The 24,254-nt window shown below is 59.8% G+C and carries 26 protein-coding genes, 1 tRNA gene and 1 pseudogene; 22 read left to right on the top strand and 6 right to left on the bottom strand.

Going from position 1 to position 24,254, the window contains the following annotated elements; translation table 11 throughout:
* Window positions 1–3: 3 nt before the first annotated feature.
* Window positions 4–1,452 (bottom strand): exodeoxyribonuclease I, encoded by a 1,449-nt coding sequence (gene sbcB / locus ABIC75_RS20535; RefSeq protein ID WP_354015752.1) that lies wholly within the window; start codon window positions 1,450–1,452, stop codon window positions 4–6.
* Between the two features lie 128 nt (window positions 1,453–1,580).
* On the opposite strand from sbcB, the gene orn reads away from it, so the two are divergent.
* The 5 genes from orn to ABIC75_RS20560 all read left to right on the top strand — a co-directional run bounded on the left by orn (window position 1,581) and on the right by ABIC75_RS20560 (window position 6,127).
* On the top strand, window positions 1,581–2,153 hold the full coding sequence (orn, locus tag ABIC75_RS20540) for an oligoribonuclease (protein WP_354015753.1): 573 nt from the start codon (window positions 1,581–1,583) through the stop codon (window positions 2,151–2,153).
* A gap of 14 nt (window positions 2,154–2,167) precedes the next feature.
* On the top strand, window positions 2,168–2,767 hold the full coding sequence (locus ABIC75_RS20545; protein ID WP_354015754.1) for a YiiX family permuted papain-like enzyme: 600 nt from the start codon (window positions 2,168–2,170) through the stop codon (window positions 2,765–2,767).
* Complete coding sequence (gene folP / locus ABIC75_RS20550; protein WP_354015755.1) at window positions 2,764–3,678, top strand: dihydropteroate synthase; 915 nt, start codon at window positions 2,764–2,766, stop codon at window positions 3,676–3,678. The genes ABIC75_RS20545 and folP overlap by 4 nt, the downstream gene beginning before the upstream one ends.
* Window positions 3,679–3,735: 57 nt before the next feature.
* Complete coding sequence (gene glmM / locus ABIC75_RS20555) at window positions 3,736–5,082, top strand: phosphoglucosamine mutase (protein WP_354015756.1); 1,347 nt, start codon at window positions 3,736–3,738, stop codon at window positions 5,080–5,082.
* A gap of 109 nt (window positions 5,083–5,191) precedes the next feature.
* Window positions 5,192–6,127, top strand: coding sequence for an isopenicillin N synthase family dioxygenase (locus ABIC75_RS20560; protein ID WP_354015757.1), 936 nt, complete (start codon window positions 5,192–5,194; stop codon window positions 6,125–6,127).
* 103 nt (window positions 6,128–6,230) lie between these two features.
* Here the strand turns inward: ABIC75_RS20560 and ABIC75_RS20565 are convergent, their stop codons facing one another.
* Together ABIC75_RS20565 and ABIC75_RS20570 are read right to left on the bottom strand one after the other, a co-directional pair.
* Entirely contained in the window at window positions 6,231–6,968 is a 738-nt protein-coding gene (locus ABIC75_RS20565; RefSeq protein ID WP_354015758.1) for a class I SAM-dependent methyltransferase, read from the bottom strand.
* A gap of 137 nt (window positions 6,969–7,105) precedes the next feature.
* Window positions 7,106–7,921: an SDR family NAD(P)-dependent oxidoreductase gene (locus ABIC75_RS20570; RefSeq protein WP_354015759.1), complete on the bottom strand. Its 816-nt coding sequence runs from the start codon at window positions 7,919–7,921 to the stop codon at window positions 7,106–7,108.
* Between the two features lie 122 nt (window positions 7,922–8,043).
* On the opposite strand from ABIC75_RS20570, the gene tpiA reads away from it, so the two are divergent.
* The 10 genes and pseudogenes from tpiA (at window position 8,044) to ABIC75_RS20620 (ending at window position 15,227) form a co-directional block, all read left to right on the top strand.
* Complete coding sequence (tpiA, locus tag ABIC75_RS20575; RefSeq protein ID WP_354015760.1) at window positions 8,044–8,793, top strand: triose-phosphate isomerase; 750 nt, start codon at window positions 8,044–8,046, stop codon at window positions 8,791–8,793.
* Between the two features lie 25 nt (window positions 8,794–8,818).
* On the top strand, window positions 8,819–9,265 hold the full coding sequence (gene secG, locus ABIC75_RS20580; RefSeq protein WP_354015761.1) for a preprotein translocase subunit SecG: 447 nt from the start codon (window positions 8,819–8,821) through the stop codon (window positions 9,263–9,265).
* 11 nt (window positions 9,266–9,276) lie between these two features.
* Window positions 9,277–9,361 (top strand) — tRNA-Leu (locus tag ABIC75_RS20585).
* 185 nt (window positions 9,362–9,546) lie between these two features.
* Complete coding sequence (locus ABIC75_RS20590; RefSeq protein WP_354015762.1) at window positions 9,547–10,752, top strand: tyrosine-type recombinase/integrase; 1,206 nt, start codon at window positions 9,547–9,549, stop codon at window positions 10,750–10,752.
* A gap of 14 nt (window positions 10,753–10,766) precedes the next feature.
* Entirely contained in the window at window positions 10,767–11,261 is a 495-nt protein-coding gene (locus tag ABIC75_RS20595) for a hypothetical protein (protein ID WP_354015763.1), read from the top strand.
* Between the two features lie 568 nt (window positions 11,262–11,829).
* Window positions 11,830–12,717, top strand: coding sequence for a patatin-like phospholipase family protein (locus tag ABIC75_RS20600; protein WP_354015764.1), 888 nt, complete (start codon window positions 11,830–11,832; stop codon window positions 12,715–12,717).
* A 292-nt stretch (window positions 12,718–13,009) separates the two neighbouring features.
* Window positions 13,010–13,852 (top strand): hypothetical protein, encoded by an 843-nt coding sequence (locus tag ABIC75_RS20605; protein WP_354015765.1) that lies wholly within the window; start codon window positions 13,010–13,012, stop codon window positions 13,850–13,852.
* Window positions 13,853–13,855: 3 nt separating this feature from the next.
* A pseudogene (locus ABIC75_RS20610) lies at window positions 13,856–13,951 on the top strand (class I SAM-dependent methyltransferase); the annotation flags it as partial.
* 2 nt (window positions 13,952–13,953) lie between these two features.
* Window positions 13,954–14,745, top strand: coding sequence for a class I SAM-dependent methyltransferase (locus ABIC75_RS20615; RefSeq protein ID WP_354015786.1), 792 nt, complete (start codon window positions 13,954–13,956; stop codon window positions 14,743–14,745).
* On the top strand, window positions 14,742–15,227 hold the full coding sequence (locus tag ABIC75_RS20620; protein ID WP_354015766.1) for an acyl-CoA thioesterase: 486 nt from the start codon (window positions 14,742–14,744) through the stop codon (window positions 15,225–15,227). Before ABIC75_RS20615 ends, ABIC75_RS20620 begins: the two co-directional genes overlap by 4 nt.
* Before the next feature lie 42 nt (window positions 15,228–15,269).
* On the opposite strand, the gene ABIC75_RS20625 is transcribed toward ABIC75_RS20620, so the two are convergent.
* Window positions 15,270–15,494: a hypothetical protein gene (locus ABIC75_RS20625; RefSeq protein ID WP_354015767.1), complete on the bottom strand. Its 225-nt coding sequence runs from the start codon at window positions 15,492–15,494 to the stop codon at window positions 15,270–15,272.
* 6 nt (window positions 15,495–15,500) lie between these two features.
* Here ABIC75_RS20625 and ABIC75_RS20630 point away from each other — a divergent pair, with 6 nt between their 5' ends.
* The 5 genes from ABIC75_RS20630 to ABIC75_RS20650 all read left to right on the top strand — a co-directional run bounded on the left by ABIC75_RS20630 (window position 15,501) and on the right by ABIC75_RS20650 (window position 19,574).
* Window positions 15,501–16,124 carry an alpha/beta hydrolase gene (locus ABIC75_RS20630; protein ID WP_354015768.1) on the top strand — a complete coding sequence of 208 codons (624 nt, stop codon included), beginning with the start codon at window positions 15,501–15,503 and terminating at the stop codon, window positions 16,122–16,124.
* A 147-nt stretch (window positions 16,125–16,271) separates the two neighbouring features.
* Window positions 16,272–17,126 (top strand): fatty acid desaturase, encoded by an 855-nt coding sequence (locus tag ABIC75_RS20635; RefSeq protein WP_354015769.1) that lies wholly within the window; start codon window positions 16,272–16,274, stop codon window positions 17,124–17,126.
* Window positions 17,127–17,151: 25 nt separating this feature from the next.
* Window positions 17,152–18,126, top strand: coding sequence for a fatty acid desaturase family protein (locus tag ABIC75_RS20640; protein ID WP_354015770.1), 975 nt, complete (start codon window positions 17,152–17,154; stop codon window positions 18,124–18,126).
* 319 nt (window positions 18,127–18,445) lie between these two features.
* Complete coding sequence (locus ABIC75_RS20645) at window positions 18,446–19,294, top strand: ThiF family adenylyltransferase (protein ID WP_354015787.1); 849 nt, start codon at window positions 18,446–18,448, stop codon at window positions 19,292–19,294.
* On the top strand, window positions 19,266–19,574 hold the full coding sequence (locus ABIC75_RS20650; protein ID WP_354015771.1) for a hypothetical protein: 309 nt from the start codon (window positions 19,266–19,268) through the stop codon (window positions 19,572–19,574). Before ABIC75_RS20645 ends, ABIC75_RS20650 begins: the two co-directional genes overlap by 29 nt.
* A 503-nt stretch (window positions 19,575–20,077) precedes the next feature.
* On the opposite strand, the gene ABIC75_RS20655 is transcribed toward ABIC75_RS20650, so the two are convergent.
* The gene (locus ABIC75_RS20655) at window positions 20,078–20,320 is read right to left on the bottom strand and encodes a helix-turn-helix transcriptional regulator (RefSeq protein WP_354015772.1); all 243 of its coding nucleotides are present in this window, start codon (window positions 20,318–20,320) and stop codon (window positions 20,078–20,080) included.
* A gap of 75 nt (window positions 20,321–20,395) precedes the next feature.
* Complete coding sequence (locus ABIC75_RS20660; RefSeq protein WP_354015773.1) at window positions 20,396–21,790, bottom strand: hypothetical protein; 1,395 nt, start codon at window positions 21,788–21,790, stop codon at window positions 20,396–20,398.
* A 667-nt stretch (window positions 21,791–22,457) separates the two neighbouring features.
* On the opposite strand from ABIC75_RS20660, the gene ABIC75_RS20665 reads away from it, so the two are divergent.
* Window positions 22,458–23,435, top strand: a complete 978-nt coding sequence (locus tag ABIC75_RS20665) for a hypothetical protein (RefSeq protein WP_354015774.1) — start codon at window positions 22,458–22,460, stop codon at window positions 23,433–23,435.
* A gap of 619 nt (window positions 23,436–24,054) precedes the next feature.
* On the top strand, window positions 24,055–24,254 hold a 200-nt coding region (locus ABIC75_RS20670; RefSeq protein WP_354015775.1), incomplete at its 3' end, for a transposase.

The raw sequence follows: 24,254 nt of genomic DNA on the forward strand, positions 1-24,254 counted from the left end.
TTGTCAGGCGCTGATGGGGGCAACCTCGGCGGCGAGCATCTCGCCCCAGGCTTGCAGTTGATCGAGGATGTCGCGTTTGCCCTGCTGCGCATCGTCCGCACGCAACGCAGCGATGCGCGCGAAATAGTCGTCCAGGGTGAGGTTCGTCAGTGGCGTGGGCTTGGTCAGGCGATCGCGGCAGAAAGCCTGCCAGCGCGTCTGTTCGTCCAGGCTCAGCGTGTCCGGCCAGTTGCGTGCGCGGTAGCGGAACAGCAGCTCCGGATAACGCGGATCGCGGAAGGGAAATTCTCGCTGCCCCAGTTGCGCCGGCGGCGTGCCGCGGATCTCGGTGAGCAGACGCTTGTCCGCATCGGGAAGAAAGCCGCTGTACAAGGCCAGTTCCGGATCCTGCGGCGGCGGCAGTTCAGCAGCGCGCTGGAACACGCGACGCAGTTTGGCGGCCAAGCCATCGGCGGAAGCGAGCATGTCGCGATGCGCGTGTGCGCGATCCAGGTCCACTTGCAGGCGCTCCAGGTCCACGCCCTTGAGCGTGGAGAGCGGCGCCAGTGCCGGCGCGCGATTGGCGCGCACTGTGCGCAAGGGAATCCGCTCGACGCCTTCGGGCAGGTCGGCACGCGCGGTGAATACGCGGTCGGCGATCTCGTCCTCGTCCAGCGCGAGCAGTTCCGAGGGATCGCTGGCCAGGTCGTAGACGATGATCTCTCCGGGCCGGCTCGGATGCGCGGCCAGCGGCGCCACCACGGCAAGGCAATGGCGACTCGCCGGATAGCGCGACGACACATGCACCACCGGCGTCATCGCCACCACGTCGAGCATCTCGAACACGCGCTGCTTGCGGCGCAGGCTGAAGTACCAGTCCCACAGGCGTGGCTGGCGCACGCGGATGAGGCGCGCCAGATCGATCAGTGCGTACACGTCCGACAAGGCATCGTGCGCGCGTTCCTGCCGCAGGTGGTTGGCCGTGGCCAGGTGTTCCAGCTTGAAGCTCGGCGAGCCGTCCTCGCGCCTTGGCCACTCGATGCCCTCGGGCCGCAGCGCCTGGCACATGCGCACCAGGTCGATGAGGTCCCAGCGTGAGTTGCCGTTCTCCCACTCGCGGCCATAGGGCTCGAACATGTTGCGATAGAACAGCTGGCGGCCGATCTCGTCGTCGAAGCGCAGCGAGTTGTAGCCCACGCCGCAGGTGCCGGGCTGGGCCAGTTGTTCATGCACGCGCGCGGCGAAGTCGGCCTCGATCACGCCCTCGCGCTCGGCCTGCTGCGGGGTGATGCCGGTGATCAGGCAGGCATCGGGGTGAGGTGGCATCTCGCGCGGGGGCTTGCCGAAGAACATCACCGGCTCGCCTACGATGTCCAGCTCCATGGTCGTGCGGATGCCCGCGAACTGGACGGGGCGATCGCGCCATGGATCGGCGCCGAAGGTCTCGTAGTCGTGCCAGAAGAAGGTCTGCATGCAGCGATCATCGCACGGCCTTCATGCGTGCTCCACGCACCCCCGGTGAGGGTTCGGCCTGAGAGCCTTGCCGAAAATTAGGGTTGCGCCCGGCAAGCTGCTGTTAGACTTCGCGTCCAGGAGGGCGCATGAGCCAAGCGAACGAAGACAATCTGATCTGGATCGATCTGGAAATGACCGGGCTCGATACGGACAACGACTCCATCCTCGAGATCGCCACCATCGTCACCGACAAGGACCTTCGCATTCTCGCCGAAGGCCCGGTGTTCGCGATCCGCCATGCGCTGGAGCGGCTGGAAGGCATGGATGCGTGGAATCGCAACCAGCATCGCCGCTCGGGCCTGTGGGACCAGGTGGTCGCCTCGGCCGACGATCATCTCGCCGCCGAGCAGGCCACGCTCGACTTCCTCAAGGATTGGGTGGCCCCCGGCAAGTCGCCGATGTGCGGCAACTCCATCTGCCAGGATCGCCGCTTCCTGCATCGCCAGATGCCGCGCCTGGAGCGCTACTTCCACTACCGCAACCTCGACGTGTCGACCCTGAAGGAACTGGCGCGCCGCTGGGCGCCCGCCATCGGCAAGGGCTTCGCCAAGGAATCTGCGCACACGGCGTTGTCGGACATCCGCGACTCCATCGACGAGTTGCGCTATTACCGCCAGCACATGGGTCCGCTCAGCGGCATGGTCGTCGCCGACGTATGAGGACCATCGGGTCCGTGTCGCTCGGACTGCTCTGGCTGATCTGCGCCAGCGCGGCGCCGGCGGCGCCCGCTGCGCTGCGTGACGGCGACCTGATCTTCCAGACGTCGACCTCGTCGCAGAGCCAGGCCATCCAAGTGGCCACGGGGTCGCGCTGGAGCCACGTGGGCGTGGTGGTGTATCGGCAGGGCAAGCCGTACGTGCTGGAGGCCGAAGGCACGGTGCGTTATACCGAGCTCGATCGCTGGGTGGCGCGTGGGCGCGGCGGGCATTACACCGTGCGCCGCTTGCGGGATGTTCGCCCGCTCCAGTCGACCGTCGCCGAGGCCGGCCTGCAGCGCGAGGCTCGCGCCATGCTGGGCAAGCCCTACGATGCGGCCTTCGCCTGGTCCGACCAGCGCATGTATTGCTCCGAGCTGGTCTGGAAGCTCTACAAGCGGGCTTACGGCATCGAGCTGGCTCCGCTCGCCAGGTTGCGCGATTTCCGCCTGGACAATCCCATCGTTCGCAGCAAGCTGCAGGAGCGCTATCACGGCAAGCCGCCTCTCGATGAGCCGGTGATCGCGCCCAGCGCTTTGTTCGATTCGCCCCAGCTCGTTACCGCCATCGAGGAATGATGATGATTGCGGACCTGTTTGCCACCGTGCTCGACTGCAACGGCCGGCCGCTCACACTCGACCGCCCGCGCGTGGTGGGCATTCTCAACGTCACGCCCGATTCGTTCTCCGATGGCGGCAGCTACGCCTCGCTGGATGATGCCGTGGCGCACGGCCTGCGCATGGTGGAAGAGGGCGCGGACATGCTCGACATCGGCGGCGAGTCGACGCGCCCTGGCGCTGAGGACGTGTTAGTGGAGGAAGAACTTCGCCGCGTCGTGCCGGTCATCGAACAACTGGCGGCGCGCACCAACGTGCCGCTCGCCATCGATACCTCGAAGCCGGAAGTGATGCGCGCCGCGGTGGCCGCAGGCGCGGGCATGGTCAACGATGTCTACGCGCTGCGTCGCGAAGGCGCGTTGGACGCCGTTGCCGAACTCGGCGTGCCGGTGTGCCTGATGCACATGCTGGGCGAGCCGCGCGGCATGCAGGACGATCCGCAGTACGACGATGTGGTGGGCGACGTGCATCGCTTCCTCACCGATCGCCTGTTCGCATGCGAACTGGCCGGCATCGACCGCCGCAAGGTGATGGTCGACCCGGGCTTCGGCTTCGGCAAGAACCTAGAACACAATCTCGCGCTGCTGCGCGCGCTGGAGCGTTTCGCCAGCCTGGGCAGCGGCGTGTACGTGGGCCTGTCGCGCAAGTCGATGATCGGCGCGATGACCGGCAGAAAGATTGCCACGGACCGCTTGGCCGGCTCCATCGCTGCCGCCGTCATCGCGGTGCAGCGTGGCGCGCGCATGGTGCGCGTGCATGATGTGGCGGCCACGGTGGACGCGCTCGCGGTATGGCATGCCGTGCAGGCAGGCGATACACCGGCGCGTCGCGACGACAAACCTTCCGCGCCGCGTTGGCCGGACGACGAATAAACCATACAGACCAGGATGTCGGGCGCACGCATGCGCCGACCCGGTAGGAGCACGACCATGACGCAACGGAAATATTTCGGCACCGACGGTATTCGCGGTCTCGTAGGGCAGTGGCCGATCAGCGCGGACTTCATGCTGCGCCTGGGGCGTGCCCTGGGCGTGGTGCTCGCGCGCAACGGCCGCGCCCGCCCCAAGGTGGTGATCGGCAAGGACACGCGCGTGTCCGGCTACATGTTCGAATCGGCGCTGGAAGCCGGCCTGGTCGCAGCCGGTGCCGACGTATCGCTGCTCGGTCCCATGCCCACGCCGGGCGTTGCCTTCCTCACGCGCTCGCTGCGTGCGGATGCGGGCATCGTGATCAGCGCCTCGCACAACCCGCATCACGACAACGGCATCAAGTTCTTCTCCGCCAACGGCGAGAAGCTGTCCGATGAAGTGGAGCTGGCCATCGAGGAAGAACTCGAGCTGGACTTTGCCACAGTGCCGTCCGAGCAATTGGGCAAGGCCATCCGCATCGCCGATGCGGTGACGCGCTACGCCGAGTTCTGCAAATCCACGGTGTCCGAAGACTTCAACCTGCGCGGCATCAAGATCGTGCTGGACTGCGCGAACGGCGCGACCTACCAGGTGGCGCCGAAGGTGTTTGCCGAGCTGGGCGCGGTGGTCACCACCCTGGGCGACAAGCCCGATGGCTTCAACATCAATCGCGACGTGGGCTCCACGCATCCGCAGTCGTTGCAGCGCGCGGTGGTGGAGCAGGGCGCGGACATCGGCATTGCTTTCGACGGCGATGGCGATCGGCTGCAGCTCGTCGACCGCCACGGCAAGCTGGCCGATGGCGACGACATTCTCTATGTGCTCGCCAACGCCTGGCACGCGCAGGGCCTGCTGCTTGGCCCGGTGGTCGGCACGTTGATGAGCAACTACGGCCTGCAGTTGGCGCTGGCCAAGCTGAACGTGAAGTTGATCCGCGCCAACGTGGGCGACCGTTACGTGCTGCAGCAGCTCAAGGAGCACGGCGGCAACCTGGGCGGCGAAACCTCCGGCCACATCCTGTGCCTGGATCGCGCCACCACCGGCGATGGCATCGTCTCCGCGCTGGCCGTGCTCGAAGCGCTGGCCGGTGCGGACCTGTCCCAGGCGCGCCAGGGATTGCACAAGATGCCCCAGATCATGATCAACGTGCGCGCCGATGGTGCCCGCGAAGCCTTGGGCAGCGAGGCCGTGCGCGCCGCGCTGGCCGAGACCGAGCAGACCCTGGCCGGCCGCGGCCGCGTGGTGCTGCGCGCCTCGGGCACCGAACCGCTGGTGCGTGTGACGGTGGAAGCAGCCGACGAGGCCGAGGTGCGCCAGTTGGCCGAACAGCTCGCAGGTGTCGTAAAATCCGCCGCAGAACGTTCGTGAGCCTGTAAAGCGTTTTTGTTACCCAGGTCGCCAAGGATTGGCCCGACGTGCCCCGCCCCTGCGGTGGCGGACTGACAAGTGGACCGCACGCACAACCTGTGGACAGATCATGAAGAAAGTTCCGACTCTCGACATCCGTCGTTACGGCACCGACCGTGCCGCATTCGTTGCCGAACTGGGCAACGCCTACCGTGAATACGGCTTCTGCTGCATCAGCGGCCACGGCATTCCGCGCGAGCTGATCGACGGCGCCTACGACTCGTTCCAGCGCTTCTTCGCGCTGCCCAACGAAACCAAGATGAAGTACCACGTGGCCGGCAGCGGCGGCGCACGCGGTTACACGCCGTACAAGGTGGAAACGGCCAAGGACAGCAAGTTCGCCGACCTCAAGGAGTTCTGGCACGTCGGCCGCGAAATCCCGCGTGATTCGAAATTCGCCGACGTGATGCCGCCCAATATCTGGCCGGCAGAAATTACGGATTTCAAGCAGAACGGCTACGGCCTGTTCGAAGCACTCGACCAGCTCGGCTCGCGCGTGCTGCGCGCACTGGCTTTGCACATCGACCTGCCGGAACACTTTTTCGACGACAAGATCGACCAGGGCAACTCCATCCTGCGCCCGATTCATTACCCGCCGATCACCGAGGAAAACATTCCGAACGTGCGTGCCGGTGCGCACGAGGACATCAACTTCATCACGCTGCTGGTCGGCGCCAGCGCCGAAGGCCTGGAAGTGCTCACGCGCGAAGGCGAGTGGCTGCCGATCACCACCGAAGGCGACGCCATTGTGGTGAACATCGGCGACATGCTTCAGCGCCTGACAAACCACGTGTATCCGTCCACCTCGCACCGCGTGGTGAACCCGCAGAACGACAACGCCCGCACGCCGCGTTACTCGGTGCCGTACTTCCTGCATCCGAACCCGGACGTGGTGCTCGATCCGCTGCCGCAGACGATCACGCCGGACAACCCGAGCCGCTACAACACCAGCATCACCTCGCATGAGTATCTGCTGGAGCGCTTGCGTGAGATCAAGTTGATCTGACGTTGCGCGTTCCTCCCTCTCCCCTTCGGGGAGAGGGTTGGGGCATTGCCACCTTTACGGTGGCGAGGGGCGGGTGCTCTCGCAGGAACGTTTCTATCTCGCCCTAGACGCGCCCGCATCGCATATAAAAATCCCAGCGCACCTCGCGCACACCTTCTCCCCACGCCGCGCGAAGCTCCGCTTCCACCAGCGCCACCGGATCTTCCCCTTTGTCTTTCATGTAACGCTGCGTTGCCGACCACGAACGCAGATAGGCGAGGAAGTGATCGACCTTCCAGTGTGCCGACATTTCGAACGGCGGCGCCTGGATGTCCGCGAACGGAAACGGAATCGTGCGATAGCCGGCTTCCACCAGCGCGCGCTCCGGTGGCCAGTAGGGGCCGACGAGATCCACATACACGCGGTTCTTCAGTGCCTCGATGGCCGGCGTGATGTGGCAGTCCGCGTATGACCACGCCGCGATCACGCCGCCAGGCTTGAGCACGCGCTGCACTTCCGGATAGAACGCATCGAAATCGAACCAGTGCAGCGCTTGCGCAATGGTCACCAGATCGGCGCTGCCGTCGGGCAGCGAACAATGCTCGGAAGGTTCTGCGCGGTATTCGATGTTTGCGCGCGGCTCGGCGTTGGCGATTTGGCTCGCGCTGGGGTCGCTCGCGAATACACGCGCAAAATGCGCCGCGAGCGACACGCCGGCTTGCCCGTTGCCGCAACCGCAATCCCACGCAAGATCACGCGCAGGCGTCGTCTTCGCGAGCCATTCGAACAACGCATCGGGATAAGAAGGGCGTGCCTCGCGATAGATCGAGGCGTGCCCGGAGAAATGATCCTTGAAGCTCATCGACATCTCCGACAGGTGCTGCGGGAAATGGAACACGCGCAGTATATCGGCGGCGATTGAGCGCAACGCGCCGGATGCGTTGCCTTGTGCGAGGCAACGCATCCCTTGAGGGAAGGATATCGAGTGTTCGCGATGGCCTAGGAAGCTTCGCCGAGATCCCGATAACGCCTCGATTCCTTCGCCGACAGCCACAGCGTGAACCTGTCCGGCAGCAACTTCATCAACGCCTTGATGAAGCGATTCACGCCACCGGTCACATGCACCACGTCGCCGCGCTCCACCGCGTCATGGCCTTCGCGCACCACGTCTTCCGCGCTTTGCCACATGAAGCCGGGCAGGTTGTTCATCAGTTGCCGCGTGCCGGTGACGTCGTGGAATTCCGACCAGGTGAAGCCCGGGCAGAGCGCGCATACGTTCACGCCACGATGGCGGTTCTCCAGCGCCAGCGATTGCGAGAACTTGATCAGGTAAGCCTTGCTCGCCGCGTAAAGCGTATGGCCGACGGAACCCGGCACGTGTCCGGCCAACGAGGCCACGTTGATGATGCGGCCGTAGCCACGTTCGCGCATGCCGGGCAGCAGGCGCCACACCAGTTCGGCCGGTGCCGTCATCAATACGCGGATAAAGGCCTCGTGCACCGGCCAATCCACCGCCTCGAACGTGCCGGGCACACCGTAACCGGCGTTGTTGATCAGCCAGTCCACCCTAAGTCCACGCGCATCCAGCGCCTCACACAATTGGAGTACGGCGGCCGGGTCGGCTAGATCGGCCGGTAGCACCGTCACACTGGCCTTATGCTGGTCGCGTAACTCTTGAGCCAGTGCTTCAAGCCGCTCGACACGCCGGGCAGTGAGCACCAGGTCGTGGCCGCGCGCCGCAAGATCGCGCGCAAAGGCGGCACCGATGCCGGCAGAGGCGCCGGTGACCAGGCTGAGGGGACGGGCTGGTGGCATAAAAGTGGTCTCCTTGTGGTCCGACCGATTTTTTCCGTAACGGCAATGGTTTGTCTTTATTACGTTGCCAGTGGCATGGTCGATCGGTAAGCTTTCGGGTTTATACGCAATGGAATACGCGCATGCGCAAGAAACTCGTCGCCGGCAACTGGAAGATGCATGGTAGCCGCAGCATGGCGACGGCTCTGGTCAGCGACATCGTCGCGGCCCTGCCAACCGCCGTCGACGTGGTGGTGTGTCCGCCGTTCCCGTACCTCGGCGAACTGGCGGGGCAGCATGCCGGTTCGGGCCTTGGCTTCGGCGGCCAGGACGTGAGCGAGCATGACGGGCAGGGCGCGTACACCGGCGAAGTTTCCGCGGCCATGCTGGCGGACGTGGGTGCGCAATGGACCATCGTGGGTCATTCCGAGCGTCGCCAATATCACGGCGAAACCTGCGCGCAGGTGGCGCGCAAATTCGCCGCCGCGCGCGCCGGCGGCCTCACGCCCATTCTCTGCGTGGGTGAAACGCTGGCGCAGCGCCAGGCCGGCGAAACCGAAGAAGTGGTGGCGCGACAGCTCAAGGCCGTGTTGGAAGTGAACGGCATCGGCAGCTTCGACACCGCCGTGATCGCCTATGAACCCATCTGGGCCATTGGCACCGGCCACTCCGCCTCGCCCGAGCAGGCGCAACACGTTCATGCGTTCATCCGTAGCCAACTGGAAAAAGAAGATGCTATGATTGCCCGTCTGACCCGGCTGCTTTACGGCGGCAGCGTCAAAGCGGCGAATGCTGCGGAATTGTTCGCGCAAGCAGACGTGGATGGTGGATTGATCGGGGGCGCCTCGCTGGCATCAGCCGATTTCCTGGGAATCTGCGCTGCGGCGCATTGAGCGCTACGGACTCTTAAACAGAACCATGTTCGTCATCTTCAGCGTCTTCTACATTCTGATCGCCGCGGCGATGATCGTGCTGATCCTGATGCAGCGCGGCGCTGGTGCCGACGCAGGCTCGGGTTTCGGTGGCGGCGCGTCCGCAACCGTGTTCGGTGCACGTGGTTCGGCCAGCTTCCTCACTCGCTCCACGGCGGTGCTGGCAGCGCTGTTCTTCGCGCTCAGCCTTGGCATGGGTATTTACCTGGGCCACAACGGCAAGGCGCAGACCGATAACGGCAGCGACCTGGGTGTGATGTCCGGTCTTGCCAACAAGCCGGCTGCAACGCAAAATGCGCAGCCCGCCGCTCCGGCCAACGCGGAAATCCCGCAGGCCACCAAGCCGGCACAGGGTGACGTTCCCGCTGCCACGGCTCCGGCCAAGTCTTCGGGCGACGTGCCAGCCGCGACGGAACCGGCAAAGAAAAACTAAGCAAGACACCTGCCCAGGTGGCGGAATTGGTAGACGCACTACCTTGAGGTGGTAGCGCCGTAAGGCGTGGGGGTTCGAGTCCCCCCTTGGGCACCAATAACTTGTTTCAGGACGTCTCATTGAGTCCAGAAACTTCAAAGAAACCCGCTATTTAGCGGGTTTTTTTGTGTCTGGAGTGTCCAGGGGCATCCAGGGGCATCCCTTGTAAGCCGGTGGTCTTCGGGGGCATATTTGGGGGCATTCGAGCTCGAATACCCTCTACTCCCTCCATAGATGCCCCCATGCCACTGACCGATACAGCTATCCGGAAAGCTGCGCCGCGCGACAAGCCCTACAAGCTTGCTGATGGTGGGGGCCTCTACCTGGAGGTGATGCCCACCGGCTCCAAATACTGGAGATTGAAATATCGGGTGGACGGCAAGGAGAAAAGGCTGGCTCTGGGGGTCTATCCGGATGTGACGTTGGCCGCCGCCCGAAACGGCAGAGAAGATGCGCGCAGGATGCTCGCTCAAGGGCGTGATCCCAGTGCGGATAAAAAGGCAGCCAAACTGGCCAAGATTGAGGCCATGGCGGTTACGATCGATACGTTTGAAGTCGTCGCTCGAGAGTGGATGGCGCGGCAGGATGTGGCTGAGGTGACAGCCAACAAGACTCGCTGGCTACTCGAGACCTTCCTGTTTCCGGATCTTGGCAGTCGCCCCATCGGAGGAATCAGCGCGCGAGATCTGCTCGATGTGCTGCGCAAGGTTGAAGCTACGGGTAAGTTGGAAACCGCGAAGCGAGCAAAGATCAAAGCTGGGCAAGTGTTTCGTTACGCTGTATTGGAAGGCAAGGTCGACGCTGATCCAACTGCCAGCTTGCGTGGAGCACTGAAACCACCCAAGAACAAGCACCATGCTGCCATCACGGACCCGCTGCGAATGGGGGAGCTGCTCCGTGCGATTGATGGATTTGCGGGCCAGTTCGTGACTTTGGCTGCGTTGAGATTGGCACCACTAGTGTTCGTGCGCCCTGGTGAACTTAGGCAGGCTGAGTGGCGCGAGATCGATCTTGATCAAGCACTTTGGAGAATTCCTGCCGAACGAATGAAAATGAAAGCAGCGCATTTGGTTCCATTGGCACCGCAAGCGGTGGCGATCTTGCGGGAGCTTCACCCGCTGACAGGGATTGGGCGCTATGTATTTCCAGGCTTGCGCACAGGGAATCGCCCTATGTCCGAAAACACCGTAAATGCTGCGCTGCGTCGGCTAGGTTATTCCGGAGAGGAAATGACCGGACATGGTTTTCGCAGCATGGCCGCGACCCGCCTCAATGAAATGGGCTGGAATCCAGATGCCATTGAACGTCAGCTTGCTCATGCCGAAACCAATAAGGTACGCGAGGCATATACCCATGCTGCTCAATACCTGGACGAACGGGTACGCATGATGAAGGCATGGGCTAATTACCTGGACGCGCTGCGCGTATCAGGTGGAGCTGTGTCCTGAATGCGAAAGGAGCCGTGAAGCAAGGTGATGAGGGACAGTTGGCAGGGCTAGGGAAGGGGCATTGCCTTGCGCGTTACGTCACCCACATTCCCAGCGATTACCCAATTCGCTTGCTTGAGCCCAGGCTTTGCGGCTTCGCTATCTTATTTTCCTTCCCGATCCTCTTTTACCCATCTCGCAACGTCTTCGGCGTTCTTGACAACCACATGTTGCGTCGCTGGGTTTTTCGATATCGCGCCGGCGCCTTGTCCTTCAAGCCGAAGGAGGTGCTCTTGAGTGCCAGCCGCTGGATGATGGTGTACGGCCGACTCATGCTCGCGATGCTGGGCCTAATGGGGTTTCAGGCGTACCATCTGGCGTCGCGTCAAAGCACTGTGACGCTCCTGCTGATCGCCAAACTGGTCGAACTGGCAGCCATCTTCGTGGGCATGGGCTGGTTCATTCAGCGCATCTACATTCGCCCCTGGTTGATTCAGCGACGCACGCAGGTCTATCAGCGGAAGCCGTGATTGAGGCAAGCGGCATGCTCACGGGTACTCGATACCATATGCCGCCGTACAGCCATGGCTCCCGCGATCGCGCGCCATCGGTTCTCCTGGGCGGCGGGTGCGGCACTCCGCGATGCTTGAACCCACCGATACATCGCACTGGCGATCCGCCTCAGTGTTTCGCGGCATAAGTATGCCTGGGGTTGTATGCCATCCTCGATGGCGCTCACCTGTGACTGATCGCGGACACCGCTGGTTTCAAGTGGATGATCCATCCGCTCCCCTCGCTTACCGCCATTTGGTAGGCCATCTCCGCCCTCGCCACACCGCACTGGTCACACCTTGCTGGAAACACGTTCGTTCAAACTTGTCTGCCAGTCGACCCTGTCGCAACAACTTTTCCGCCAGAAATAGGGCATGTCCGATGGTGTCGCCGTAATGACGATGGCTAACCTCGGATAGCCATCAAGTCGGCCAGCACTGTATTGCCATGAAGAGCCAGGGCCTGTCGCACCAGATCTGGTGACACATTTGCAGAAAACGACCTAATAGAGTCAAGAAAGGTGGACGGATCTATAGGATGGGTATGATGTCTGCAGTGGCGGGGATGGCCTACTACAAATTTGATCAGGTGGAGACCTTGGTCTTTGCTGGCGGTGGCAACCGTTGCTGGTGGCAGGCGGGACTTCTAACCCAGTTGTTCGACTCGGGCTTCGGGCGTCCGCAAAGGTTCGTTGGGACCAGTGGCGGCGCAGCGGTAGCTGCATCGCTTTTGACGTATGGCGCGCAACATGCGCTGGACACATGCATCACCGCATATGCCAGCAATCCCAGCATCTTCGATTTTTCCCGGCGCCCCAAACTACGTTTTGCGCACACGACGATCTATCCCGCGTGGATTGCGACTTTCCTCAACGCTGAATCGTTCTCCAAGTTCCGCGCATCCACGACAACCCTTACGGTTGCGGTGACGCGGCCAAACAAACTGCTTGGCGTCAGTGGCAGCGCGCTCGCGGGAACGCTCGCATACCTTGTCGAAAAGTACTGGTCCAAGAGCCTGCACCCGAAGCTCCCCAGGTGGCTAGGGCTGCGCCAGGATTTCCTCACGATCTGCGCCGACACATCGATGGATGCCGCACAGACGTTGCTAGTGGCGTCTGCTACGGCGCCGCCAATCATGCCGGCGCTGCGGGTCAATGGAGATTTCGCCTTAGACGGTGGCTTCGTAGACAGCGTGCCCGTGGAAGAGCAAACGCTTGAGCAGCGTCGCAGGACGCTGGTGCTATTGACGCGCCATTACCCGGACTTGCCAATGTTGTTCACCTTGGGCGACAGAACGTACTTGCAGCCGAGCGCGAAAGTGCCCGTATCGACGTGGGACTGCACGGCCAAAACAGATGTGACATGCGCATTCGAGATGGGACGGCGGGATGCTTTGTGCTCCATGCAGTCTGGGCTGCTAATCCAATCGGCTTAAGCGCAGCGTAGGCCCCCAGCCGTGACACATGTTCGTCACGGCTGCTTTGCCGTACCCCGAAAGGGAAAATAGGAGAATTGTTGCGATGTATTGCATATGCTCAAACAAGTCGCTCGACGACATCGTGATCGCTCAGAAAACGAATGCGCTCCCATTCGAGTAGGCCATTGATCAGTTCACCGGCTGCAATGGCGGGTGTGGCTCCTGCATCAGCGAGATCTACGAACTGTTCGACCGCGAGGGGATTCTCGTGCCCGACTCGGCGGCTGTCTAAACTATCCTGGGGAACATCATGCTATTTCCGGAAATTTTCCATCGCCTTGAGCGGGCTCGTTGGAGTTTGGAAACCGACATCCCGTGGGACCAGTTCGACCGCAGCAAGCTAACTGAAAGACATTTGCACGGTATCAAGATGAACGCCATTGCCGAGTGGTCGGCGATGCCAACGGCAGAGATGTTTCTGCGGGACAATCAGCACGACGTGGATTTCTCGGCGTTCATGTCCATCTGGTTCTTCGAGGAGCAGAAGCATAGCCTCACGCTGCTCGAGTACCTGCGTCGCTTCGCGCCGGAGTTCTCCCCGACCGAGGAGGAGCTTGCGGCGGTCCGGTTTGAGTTTGAGCCGGCACCTGCGCTCGAAAGCTTGGCACTTCATTTTTGCGGTGAGATTCGCCTCAATCATTGGTACCGGTGCGCATCCGCCTATCACACAGAGCCCGTCATCAAGCACATTTACACGGTGCTGGCGAATGACGAGGCCCGTCACGCGCGCGTCTATTACGACTATATGCGGCGAGCCATATCGCGTCAGGGCGAAGACGCCTACCGCGCTTTCTCAAAGATCGGCGTCCTGATGACCAACGCGCGTTTGAACCGCGCTATGCACCCGACCAATCTGCACGTCAATCGATCGCTCTATCCGAACGATACGGTCAACGGCCGCATGCCCGACCCGGAGTGGGTGGAGATCTGGCTGAACGATGAGATCTGCTTTGATCGCTCTTGGGAATCGAAGGTTGAGGACGCGATTCTCATGAACCTGTCCTCGGCCTTCGGTGAGTCCTTCGCGACGTCACACGACCTACGCCGCTTCAACAAGAAGCTGAAGTCTCCGGAACTGGAAGCAGCGCACTAATCCATGGCTACGCAATCGGATATCTCCTACCACTACGACGTGGATAATGCCTTCTACGAGCTGTTCCTCGACAAGGCGCACATGGCCTACAGCTGCGGCGTCTGGGACGGGCCACTAACCTTGAGCATGCCCAGCAGCAAAAGTTGGCCCGCATCGCCACCTTCGCTAACGTCGGTGCGACCCACCGCGTCATGGATGTGGGGTGCGGCTGGGGTGGCTTGATCCGCTACGCCCTCGACCAGCGTGGCGCCGCGTCGGCCGTCGGTCTGACTCTGAGCACGGACCAGTTCAACTACATCACACAGGATGCCCGTGAAGACATTGCGGTTGAGCTTCGTTCGTGGGCCGATTACCCGGTGCCTGCGGAGAAGTTCGATGCGGTGATGTCGGTTGGCGCTTTCGAGCATTTCGCGTCTATGGAAGACCGCACACGAAATGAGCACCGGACGATCTACCGCAAGTTCTTCCAGTGGTGCTCCGACATCTCTGTCGACAGCGCGAGCCTCGGGCTTCAGACGATCATCACTAACCGACTGCCCCGCGACTTGAGCGAAGTTCGTGATGTGCGCTTCCTGCTTGAAGACGTATTCAAGGGCTCCGTGCTACCGAGTGTCGATGACGTCCTGATGTCCAGCAGAAGCATCTATGAAGCGATTGAGCTTAGGCGTATTGGCAAGGATTACGCCCGCACGCTTCGTGAGTGGAAGGCCACGCTGATCGAAAACCGCGTCGTCGTCGTTGAGCGCTATGGCGAGAATCTGTTCACGCACTACGACCGCTACTTCGATGCGGCAGAGCGTGGGTTCAGCTCCGGTCTCGTGGACCTTCTGCAAATCTCCTTGCGTAAGAAGGCCGCCGCTCAGACCAGGCTTGCCAAGGTCCGTCAGGGATGATCGCCAGTGCCGCATCGGCGCAAGGGATTTGCGTTTCGCGGATCTTCCGGCCAAAGCCATACGAGGTTGACTTCACGGGGTTTCTTAGCAACACCGTAGTGCTCCGCTGGATGGAGGATATGCGCGTCGAGATGATGCGCGACGTGTTCGCCTCCTTTGGCCATGAGCTACGAGAGAACCTTTCCGTTATCGCAGAAGCGCATGTCAATTATCTCAGGCCGATCACGTACACCGATGTGATTGTAGGACAGCTTGGCATCGCGCTACTCAGCCCCGTGAAGTGGCGCGTCGATTTCACATTTCAACTCGCTGACCGTGCTGTCGAAGCCATCACTGCACACCAGGTTGGAGTCTTTATCGATCCTGAATCCCATAGGCCACGCAAGATTCCATCGCCTCTGGTTGGCGCGATAAGGAATGTTTCCCGGACACCCCCAGCGACGCTCCACAACACCACGCCACTATCGAGGCCGTATGAGTAACGAAGCCATGCAGCAGTCACCCGCTCCTGCCCGGGTGGGATATCAGAAGAACGCCTCCTTGTTGGCGATCAAATTGGCTTTGCGTGTGGTGCGCGCCGTGTCCAGCGAGGCTGCGGCCAAGTTGGCGCTGAAGCTGTTCCTGACGCCACCAAAGCACCGGCCGTCGGCTAAAGAGCAGTCGCTGATCGAAAGAGCTGTGAAGCACAGGCTGGTGGTGGCCGGCAAAGATGTGGCGGTGTACGAATGGGGTGACGGGGAGAAGCTCATTCTCCTTTGTCATGCCTGGGGGGGGGGAGGGGCGGCCAGCTGGGTGCGTTTGTGGCGCCGCCCATCGCGCGTGGCTATCGCGTTATCGCGTTTGATGCACCTGCTCACGGGGCGTCAACAGGAAACCGAACCGATATGGTGGAGTACGCTTCCACGGTGCAGGCCATTGCCAATCAATTCGGGCCGCTATGGGGAATCCTTGGTCACTCGTTCGGGGCGGGCAATGTCGTGTATGCCTCCCACGACTTCGGTGTGCAGGCGCCGAAGATGGTCCTCATCGGTTGCTTCTCGAACGCCGTCTGGGTTACTGAGGCATTCGGAACCCTATTGGGCATCCCAGCAGGTGTCGTGGCCCGCATGCGTGCCCTCCTGGAAGCTGAACACCCCGGAAAGCTCTATTGGGAAAAGTTGTCTATCAGCGGGATGCTGGCCAGTCTCAATAGACCGACGCTGCTCATTCACGACGAAGATGATCAGGAGATCCCATATTGGAATGCAGAGCTTCTCCATAAGGAAAGCCCATCCAAGACGGAGCTCTACTCAACGAGGGGGTTCGGCCACCGCCGCATCGTTCGTAATGACGCGGTAGTCGAGCGTGCCGTTGCGTTTCTGACTGCGGCCTCTGCTTGAACGACAAGGCAGATGCGCCCGCCAATCATGGAAGGACGAGACAATGAATGTCGCTGATCCCGGCGAAATCCTGGTAATGGGCCGCGGCGCTTACGGCCGTCGTGTCTCGTACTTCATCATGACGACGGTTGTCGTCATGTGGGTACCGTGCTCGCTGTTCGTTTCATGTTCATCTCCCCTTGGGACTTGGCTTACGTAGTACCTGTCGCGTTTATCGCGAACGCTATCGGGGTCAACACGGCCTACCACATGTACTTCACGCACGGGGCATTCCAGGCGAAGCCCTCCTTCCGAGTCGTCCTCGCGGTATTCGGAACCATCCTGTGCCAGGACTCTCTGATTCAGTGGGTCGCGAACCACAAGCGACACCACAGACACGTCGACGTCCCGGACCGAGATCCGCATACGCCGTGGCAGTTTGGGGAGAGCAATTGGCGCGTCTATACGGTGGGGCTCTTCTGGGCGTCTGTGGGCTGGAAGTACGCGCGCCGTTCGACTTCCAAGGCGTACTACGCCGGTTCGCTCCTCAAGGACCCCGTCCTGCGATTCTTCGACAAACATTTTGTAGTCGTCTCGTACCTGGGCCTGATGGTGCCCTTTGCAGTGGGCTACGCGTTGGGTGGTTGGCAGACCGGTCTCAAGGGGTTCGCCTATTTCGGGGCGTTTCGCGTGTTCGTTGGGTATGCCTTTACCGAGCTTGTGATCAACGGGTTCTGCCATTGCGTCGGATCCCGCAAGTTCGCGACCAAGGGCCGTGCAACGAATATCTCGTCCCTAGCCATGCTAAGCATGGGAACAACGCTGCACCACAACCATCACGCTTTCCCGCAATCGCTAAGTACCGCGGTTGATGGTGAAATCGACCCGATGCAGTGGATCAATGGGTTCTTCGCTAAGTGCGGTTGGATTAGCAATGTCGTCCACCCGAGCGCGGCCGATATCGCCGCCAAGAAATTGGCTGAAACTACCGGTCCTCGATACGACGGGGCGTTAGGTCGATAGATGTTTCACGCGAAAAGGAATTGCGATGCCCATTGTCAAACCAGTCATCCCAGAGTACCTCTACAGGCCTAGCGCATGGGAAACACTGCTGTATGTGGTCTACGGCCTGGCGCTGTCGCTGATTCCTTGCAACGCCATCGGACTGCTGTTTGAGACCAGCAGTCCGATGGCTTTCAAAATTGTGCTGTCACTACCGTGCATGGTTGTCGCTGGGTACGGTGGGTTTATGCTCGCTGTGGCGGGACATGAAGGCTTTCACTTCACGTTACACGCAAACCGGCGCGTGAGCGGGGCCTTAGGCGTCATGATCAGCTCCCTTGTGCCAGGAGCGTTCGCGGTTGGATTCTTCGCCTCACATTGGGAGCACCATCGGTATACGAACCAACCGTCAGATCCCGATTGCAAGACCTTCAGTAGGTTCCGCACCTTTTTCCAGCGACTGTTCCTCGCTCGACTAGCAGCTAACAGGAATTACCTGCGCTATACCCTTGCCATGGCCGCTGGCCGAGACCTTGGCTTCAAATACAAGCCGCCGTTTAGCCGTTCTGAGATGCAGGCGTTCGCGCTATTCAATGTTGGATGCCAAGTCCTCGTGGTCACATGCTTCTCGCTGTTGGCTTGGGTGCACCCTTATGTGTTCCTCCAATATGTGGCGGTGCCAATGGTGGGAATCATCTTCATCGGTGGCCTATCGCCATATCAGATGCATGCAGGAACGGGAATGGGGCTAGGTTACGATTCCAGGACAAACAGCTCGGTCTTCTGGACCCTGCTCCAGGCTGGCTCCAACTACCACAACGAACATCACCTCTATCCGCGAGTGCCATGTTGGCGGCTGCCGCAGGTGCATCAGATCTTGTTGCGAGAGGATTTCTATAAGGGAGGGGATATGTGCCTTGAGCCTCGCTTTTGGGCAGTCTTCATGCAGGCATCGTCGGCCTATCAGTTGGCTATCACCGTTGAATCCGATAGCGATATTGACGAATTTAACGAGGCATAAGCCGACCGATTAAGTAATGTCCATACCGAAGCCGGAGCGCTCAGCCTGGTGTTTCTGTGCATTCTGGCGCGCCTGTGCAGTACTGTTGGCGCTAGTGTGCAGATTGCTTGGTGCTAGTGCGCAATTGCTTGGTTTTTTCCAGTCACGGCCTTGGCGCTCGTTTTTTTGCATTCGTTCACCCCACGGAACTTACCGAGAGGGAGATCGGTGATGGCTGGATTGTTGGCATGGATGTCGGCCCCCTGCGCCACTTCAGTCAGAGAGGGAACAAGCAGGTGAGAGTCGAGTCATTCCGGTTTACCGTGCAGGGAAGAGGGACATTGGCGAGCGCGTACCCGCGGTTGGTGCCCTTAACGGTAAGCGCATCGCCGTGATCGGCACTGGCGCGCTTGGAGCTCCTCTCGCCATCGAATTGGCACGCAACGGCGCCTCTGAGCTGCGCCTACTTGACCATGACCTAGAGCCTGGCAACAGTATCCGCTGGCCGCTCGGTGCCGCGGTGTGGGGCAAGTACAAGGTCCTGGCTCTAAAACAGTATATCGATCAGCATTACCCCAGCTGCCAGGTGGAGCCGTTCGTGCATCAGCTCGGTGGGACCCAAGAACTGCAGATCGATGATGAGGTACTGGAAAAGATACTTCGCGGCGTCGACCTGATCATCGATGCGTCGGCCTCCCATGGCATCAATCGCCTACTGTGGGATCACGGTCAGCGCGCAGGGCTTCCTTTGGTTCACCTTGGCGCTACTCCCGATGTCACCGGCGGCACCGTCGTGCTGCATACGCCTGACGGAGGCTGTCCGGTGTGCCTCCAATGGCACCGGGAGGAAGCTCAGGCATCCATTCCTTCTCCACCTGGAGCAGATTCGACCGATCTGATCCAGCCGCCCGGTTGTACTGAGCGTACGTTCAAAGATGCCGACTACGACTTGCAAGAACTGTCGCTTCAAGCCATGCGCGTTGCGGTAGGGGTATTGTCTTCGGGCAAAACTCGTAGTGAATCGACGGTCTATACCTTGGCCTTGCGGGATGAGCATGGAGGCGCCATGCCGCCGGCATGGGAGACATCCGCACTTCCTCCTCCTCCTCATTGTCCTTGCATGCACGAGCGAACCCGGAATGAAGATGCCAATAGTGCAGATGAGCCCGAAGTTCCGCAGCATATGTGAGGCCGAAGCATCCACTACATTTTCCCTCGAATCCGGTGGCGTCCTGATGGGGCGCCAGCAAGGGAAAAATTTCTGGCAGGTCGATCATGTCATCGGCCCCGGCCAAAATGCCGTACACGGGCGCTTTCGCTTCATCCCTGATCTACCGTGGCAGCACGAGCAAATTGCAAAGCGCTTTTACGAAACCAATGGCCAGTCCACATACCTCGGTGACTGGCATAAACGCCTGAATGGCACGCCGCAACCTGGGTCGGTGACCTCAGACACTGGCTTGGATTGACTCAGCTGAGGATCCGTCCCTGCAGACTCCAACTGGACGAATCGGAATTTGCCTTGCACGACGTGTCGGCTTGAAGTGGCGGAACTTAGCCATCCGCGTGCAAGTCACGGAAGGCTTAGTCTCAAGGACAAAGGGGTAATCAAGGCGATTATCCAAACCCCAGAGGCCGCGTGCGACGCGCCACTCATGATGATCCTCTGGGCGGGATTCAGCTACTGCGAGTGTCTGAACTTGGTCGAGAACCGACGTCGTGGCCGGGCGATTAAGGGCGATTAGCCGGTGTTATCAGGGGTGCTGGTGCGGGCCGACTGCTTGGATGAGTCGGGCCAAAGGCAGGATCTGACGTTATGTTTTTATCGCTTTGTCGAGAGTCTTCTTTCGATACGATGCGAGCGTGGCGCAAGAAGATCTTTGCTCAGGCACCAATTATCAGTGAGTGATCAAAACTGAGACAATCCGTAAATGGTCCAGTTTGGGCCATTCGGAGGTCGGCGATCGTCGGATCACGAAGTAGGCCGATGATCCTGTTGAGCGTGTCGGCTTGAAATTGCGCTAGATGACATATCGCGCTCGGCAATACGTGCTTCGAGCCAGGCTTCGATCTCTGCCTCGATCCATGCGACCGCGAGGTGGCCCAACTTCACGGGCTTTGGAAACAGCCCGAGTTTGACCTTCGCGTAGATAGTCGAGCGTGCTAGGCCGGTACGTGATCTAACTTCTGTAAGTCGAATAAGACGGTTAGCCATGGAGGGTCCGTAGCGCGGTGTGTTGATAGAAGGCTATCGCGCCCGGAGACTCCCGTATGTCCAATTTATAAGCTTTCAGCGCGCACCTTTGGTGCGGAGGCCACAGGCCAATCGAAGCCAGGTTGGCGATTCAAAAACGAACCGGATGAAGTTATCCGAGATCTGGAGCTCTATGCCTAGGTCTTCAAACACGGCGACGTCAAAACCCGTCAGATCTTTCCCACCAATATCCAGAACGCTCAGTGCCTTGTCTGTGCACTCGGCGAATACATGTCGGAATGCGCCTTCGGAGTCTGGTTTGGTAATGAAAGTTGTCGAACCATCGTGGCGGACGATCTTCGCCAGGCCGACTGCCCAGATTTCAATGAGTAGCACATCATCTTGAAGCGCTGTCTCGCCGTGATCTGCCCTTGGGATGGGTTTCAGAATGTGATTCACAACCATTTCCGCTCGGTAACGGTTGGCGGTGATCAATGTGAGGCGAGGGGGAATTTCTCTTTTTGCGAACAATGGATGGCATCGATACCACGCAACCATCCTTTTCATTCTCACCGATCGTGGTGCTGCAAGCATCAAGCTATCAAGAGTACCGGTAAGGTTCTTGAGTTCCTGATCGAACGCCACGCGGTTGGATAGCTTGCCGTCTGAGCAACGCATCGCGGCGTTCTTCTCATCCAGCTTGCTATCTGATCCAACCCGAATGCTGTGTCGTTCCTCGCAGTACTTAGAGCAAGCCTGATGCGGCGATATTTCCTCTTGTAACAGTGAGGGGGCTGGACACGCGCGAGTGAACAGAAAGCGGTGTCGTTCACGACTTTCCAAGGCCCACCGCGAGGTTTGAAGACTATGTTGGATCCTGTATCGGTGGCTCGGCCTGAAGCAGAGGGCACAAAACTCCCGGCCCGTTGATGTCCTCACCGTGCGGTGGCCACCGATAGTGGACGGCCTGGTGGGTAATAGGCTGTGGCCAAACCACGCGATCTCGAAAAGAAGATCGGTTGTTTGCCGTAACGTGTCTGCCCTCTCAGGGAGGGTATCGTTCTTCACCTCCCAAAGGTCAATGGAGCTCTCCATGACCTTTATAAAATCCGCGGCACCCGCATGCCCTTCGAATAGCACGTCATAAGCGCGGGGCAGCATTAAGACGTGAAACGCCTCCAGCACTACCTTTTTGAAGTCCAATCTCGCCCGTTTGATGACATCGCGCTGCCGAAGTCCAGTTTTGCTCGTCGCACGTGCCGTGAGCCATTCGAAATGCTCGATAGCTACAAGAATAACGCCTGGGTCTGCTTGCCACAAATCAACCAAAGCGTGCCGTAGATGAGAGAGCTGCTCGTCCCACCGCGAAGTCTTCGATGACGCATAACGATTTGCTGCGGCATCTAAGGCTTCGGAGATCTGAAAACGGTCGATGGTGTGTGCCTGCCGATCTGGAGACGATTTTTTTTCAAAAGCTAAGAAATCATCCATACACGTGCTGAGCTCCTGGGTAGACTTTGGACTCCAACCACACGGGGAATTTCGGTGACCGACAAACGCTGCAGCGAAGCAAGTACCTCATTCAAAGATCCTCAACCATTGGTACGTACTAGTACGTTGTACGTACCAAAAGATTCTATAGATAGAAATATCTCTTCGCGTGGCTACGACACTTCTGGCTATTCGAAATGGGACCTTCGTCGCGCGCTTCGCAATGTGCCTGGTAAACGGCATGAAGTGACACTTCAACTTTGGTCGAAGTTACATCCAGACGAGTCAGCCAAGGCGACGAAGCCGATCGCTGACATGGAGGCGTATGTCAATTATTTGACGCACGCGGCGCGAGATGGACAGCTTCGTGTGCCGCCGAAGATAGCTTTTGAGCGTCGCATTGAGGCTCGAAGAAAAAGGCGCCTCGCCTGGGTGGGGCGGCAAGCACGGGCCCGAATTCAAGCCGAGTATGACGCTCGTCTCGCAAATGAGGTTCGCCAACTTCAAGCCTCAAAAGTGGCGGCCGCAAGCAATGGTCACGCGCTTAGCGGCTAGGTGGCTTGCCGCTCGTCCAGCCAGCATGTCCAGCGAGTTGTCGCAGGGCGAAGAGGTATCGCTAAAGCGTTACCTCTTACTTCAAAGCGCGAGGTAACGTAGGGAGTCGTTAATGATGAACGTGCTGAGCCGATCAATTGAGACCGAAAAGGCGTATGCCAAGCGTGGTCGCGAAATTTGTGTCCGGGTATCGAATTTGTATGGCCTTGGTCCTCATGAGCCATTACCGCCAGAGTTGGCCGTCCGCTATTTGATAGATCAAAAGCCGTCTGTATCGAAGTCGACCTGGCGCCAGAATAAGGCAGCGCTAAAGTTCCATCTCGAGGAATTGGCCTGTGGCTCCAGGGACGACATTCGTGCTCGGGAGCTTCAAGGTGCGCTCGAGATCTTATCGAATGAACCGCAGACCGGTGCCATGAGGCGAGGAACGCGCACGTCTGCTATCAAGCAGAAAGGTTGTGGTCGACAAGATTTTGTCAAAATTATTCGCTTTCTTCGCGCGAATATGGACCACTATCGCTGGGCAAAATCCTTGGGAGTATTACTCGGAGCCACCTATCTAACGGGTCTGCGTCCATGTGAGTGGGGCCAGGCTTATTTGGAAGAGCGTGAGGACGGGGTGGTGCTTGTAGTTCGCAATGCCAAGTTCGGGGAGCATCGGGCAGGGCAAATGTTTCGTCGACTGCACTTGTCGCCTGATCAGCCGATTGTGGCCAATGCCGTCCGGGCACTTCTCTCCCATATCCAAGAACGCCCAGGAGGTTTGGCATTCAGTGAGTGGCTTAGGCGGGTGTCGCTTTTCATGACGCGGGCGGGGCGCTCAATACTTGGTCGTCGGAAGCGTTATCCATCGATCTATTCGTTCCGACATCAGTTCGCGGCGGATGCCAAAGCCTCTGGGGTGCCATTGGAAGAGCTAGCAGCTCTAATGGGGCACGCGACTGACGCAACAGCGACGTTTCATTACGCCAGGCGGGCGCAAGGTACGGCAGGGATCCATGTGCGGGCGTCCTCTGTAGATGTCGCAGGGATCCGACGGAAGTTGAGAGCGCACCCGTCGTCCCGTCGTGCCCGGGCGGTCCGCATCTAGGCTTCATACCACTGTGATTAGAGCCGGATTGCCCAGGCTGTGAGCGCTATGCCAGATTTGGCCCAGCAAGGAACCGTAGTCAGAAAGGCTGGGCCAGATTTGGCCCAGCGAGGAAGCGTAGTCGAAAAGGTTGGGCCAGATTTGGCCCAACGAGGAAGCGTAGACGAAAGGGCTGGGCCAGATTTGGCCCAGCGAGGAAGCGTAGGCGAAAAGGCTGGGCCAGATTTGGCCCAGCGAGGAAGCGTAGACGAAAAGGTTGGGCCAGATTTGGCCCAGCGAGGAAGCGTAGGCGAAAAGGCTGGGCCAGATTTAGCCCAACAAGGAAGGGCGGGTGCTGCGGACCCGACTCTTCTATTTTCTATGGCGACGGATGGGATTAAGTCAGCGGCTTTCCACGGCATATGTCACTACGGGTGCGTCTTACTACCCAGTCGATGTTGCTACCGAATCAGTATTTAAGTTCGATGAGCCAAGCAATTGCCGCTCAACATCGGTCAACGTAACGAGATGCTGATCCAAAAGATTCTGTTGCTCGGGGCGTTCAATTGTCGACTCCCCTTAAGCTCACTCCACCCATCACTAGAGGTCTCCGGGCAAACTAGCCCCAAGGAGACCCACGATGCGCAAAAGCAAGTTCACTGAGAGCCAGATCGTCGCGACGTTGAAGCAGGTCGAAGGCGGTCGGCAGGTCAAGGATGTGTGCCGCGAGCTCGGCATTTCTGAGGCGACCTACTACGTGTGGAAGTCCAAGTACGGCGGCATGGGGGCCTCGGATGTGCAGCGCTTGCGGGACATCGAAGCGGAGCACGCCAAGCTCAA

Origin of the sequence: Dyella japonica, from assembly GCF_040545895.1 — a bacterium.
GTDB classification, from domain to species: domain Bacteria; phylum Pseudomonadota; class Gammaproteobacteria; order Xanthomonadales; family Rhodanobacteraceae; genus Dyella; species Dyella japonica_D.

Bases quoted from the DNA above. Each gene is read 5' to 3' on its own strand.
- sbcB (WP_354015752.1), bottom strand. From the start codon at position 1,452: ATGCAGACCTTCTTCTGGCACGACTACGAGACCTTCGGCGCCGATCCA.
- orn (WP_354015753.1), top strand. From the start codon at position 1,581: ATGAGCCAAGCGAACGAAGACAATCTGATCTGGATCGATCTGGAAATG.
- folP (WP_354015755.1), top strand. From the start codon at position 2,764: ATGATGATGATTGCGGACCTGTTTGCCACCGTGCTCGACTGCAACGGC.
- glmM (WP_354015756.1), top strand. From the start codon at position 3,736: ATGACGCAACGGAAATATTTCGGCACCGACGGTATTCGCGGTCTCGTA.
- ABIC75_RS20560 (WP_354015757.1), top strand. From the start codon at position 5,192: ATGAAGAAAGTTCCGACTCTCGACATCCGTCGTTACGGCACCGACCGT.
- ABIC75_RS20565 (WP_354015758.1), bottom strand. From the start codon at position 6,968: ATGAGCTTCAAGGATCATTTCTCCGGGCACGCCTCGATCTATCGCGAG.
- ABIC75_RS20570 (WP_354015759.1), bottom strand. From the start codon at position 7,921: ATGCCACCAGCCCGTCCCCTCAGCCTGGTCACCGGCGCCTCTGCCGGC.
- tpiA (WP_354015760.1), top strand. From the start codon at position 8,044: ATGCGCAAGAAACTCGTCGCCGGCAACTGGAAGATGCATGGTAGCCGC.
- secG (WP_354015761.1), top strand. From the start codon at position 8,819: ATGTTCGTCATCTTCAGCGTCTTCTACATTCTGATCGCCGCGGCGATG.
- ABIC75_RS20590 (WP_354015762.1), top strand. From the start codon at position 9,547: ATGCCACTGACCGATACAGCTATCCGGAAAGCTGCGCCGCGCGACAAG.
- ABIC75_RS20600 (WP_354015764.1), top strand. From the start codon at position 11,830: ATGTCTGCAGTGGCGGGGATGGCCTACTACAAATTTGATCAGGTGGAG.
- ABIC75_RS20605 (WP_354015765.1), top strand. From the start codon at position 13,010: ATGCTATTTCCGGAAATTTTCCATCGCCTTGAGCGGGCTCGTTGGAGT.
- ABIC75_RS20620 (WP_354015766.1), top strand. From the start codon at position 14,742: ATGATCGCCAGTGCCGCATCGGCGCAAGGGATTTGCGTTTCGCGGATC.
- ABIC75_RS20625 (WP_354015767.1), bottom strand. From the start codon at position 15,494: ATGAGCTTCTCCCCGTCACCCCATTCGTACACCGCCACATCTTTGCCG.
- ABIC75_RS20640 (WP_354015770.1), top strand. From the start codon at position 17,152: ATGCCCATTGTCAAACCAGTCATCCCAGAGTACCTCTACAGGCCTAGC.
- ABIC75_RS20650 (WP_354015771.1), top strand. From the start codon at position 19,266: ATGAGCCCGAAGTTCCGCAGCATATGTGAGGCCGAAGCATCCACTACA.
- ABIC75_RS20655 (WP_354015772.1), bottom strand. From the start codon at position 20,320: ATGGCTAACCGTCTTATTCGACTTACAGAAGTTAGATCACGTACCGGC.
- ABIC75_RS20660 (WP_354015773.1), bottom strand. From the start codon at position 21,790: ATGGATGATTTCTTAGCTTTTGAAAAAAAATCGTCTCCAGATCGGCAG.
- ABIC75_RS20665 (WP_354015774.1), top strand. From the start codon at position 22,458: ATGATGAACGTGCTGAGCCGATCAATTGAGACCGAAAAGGCGTATGCC.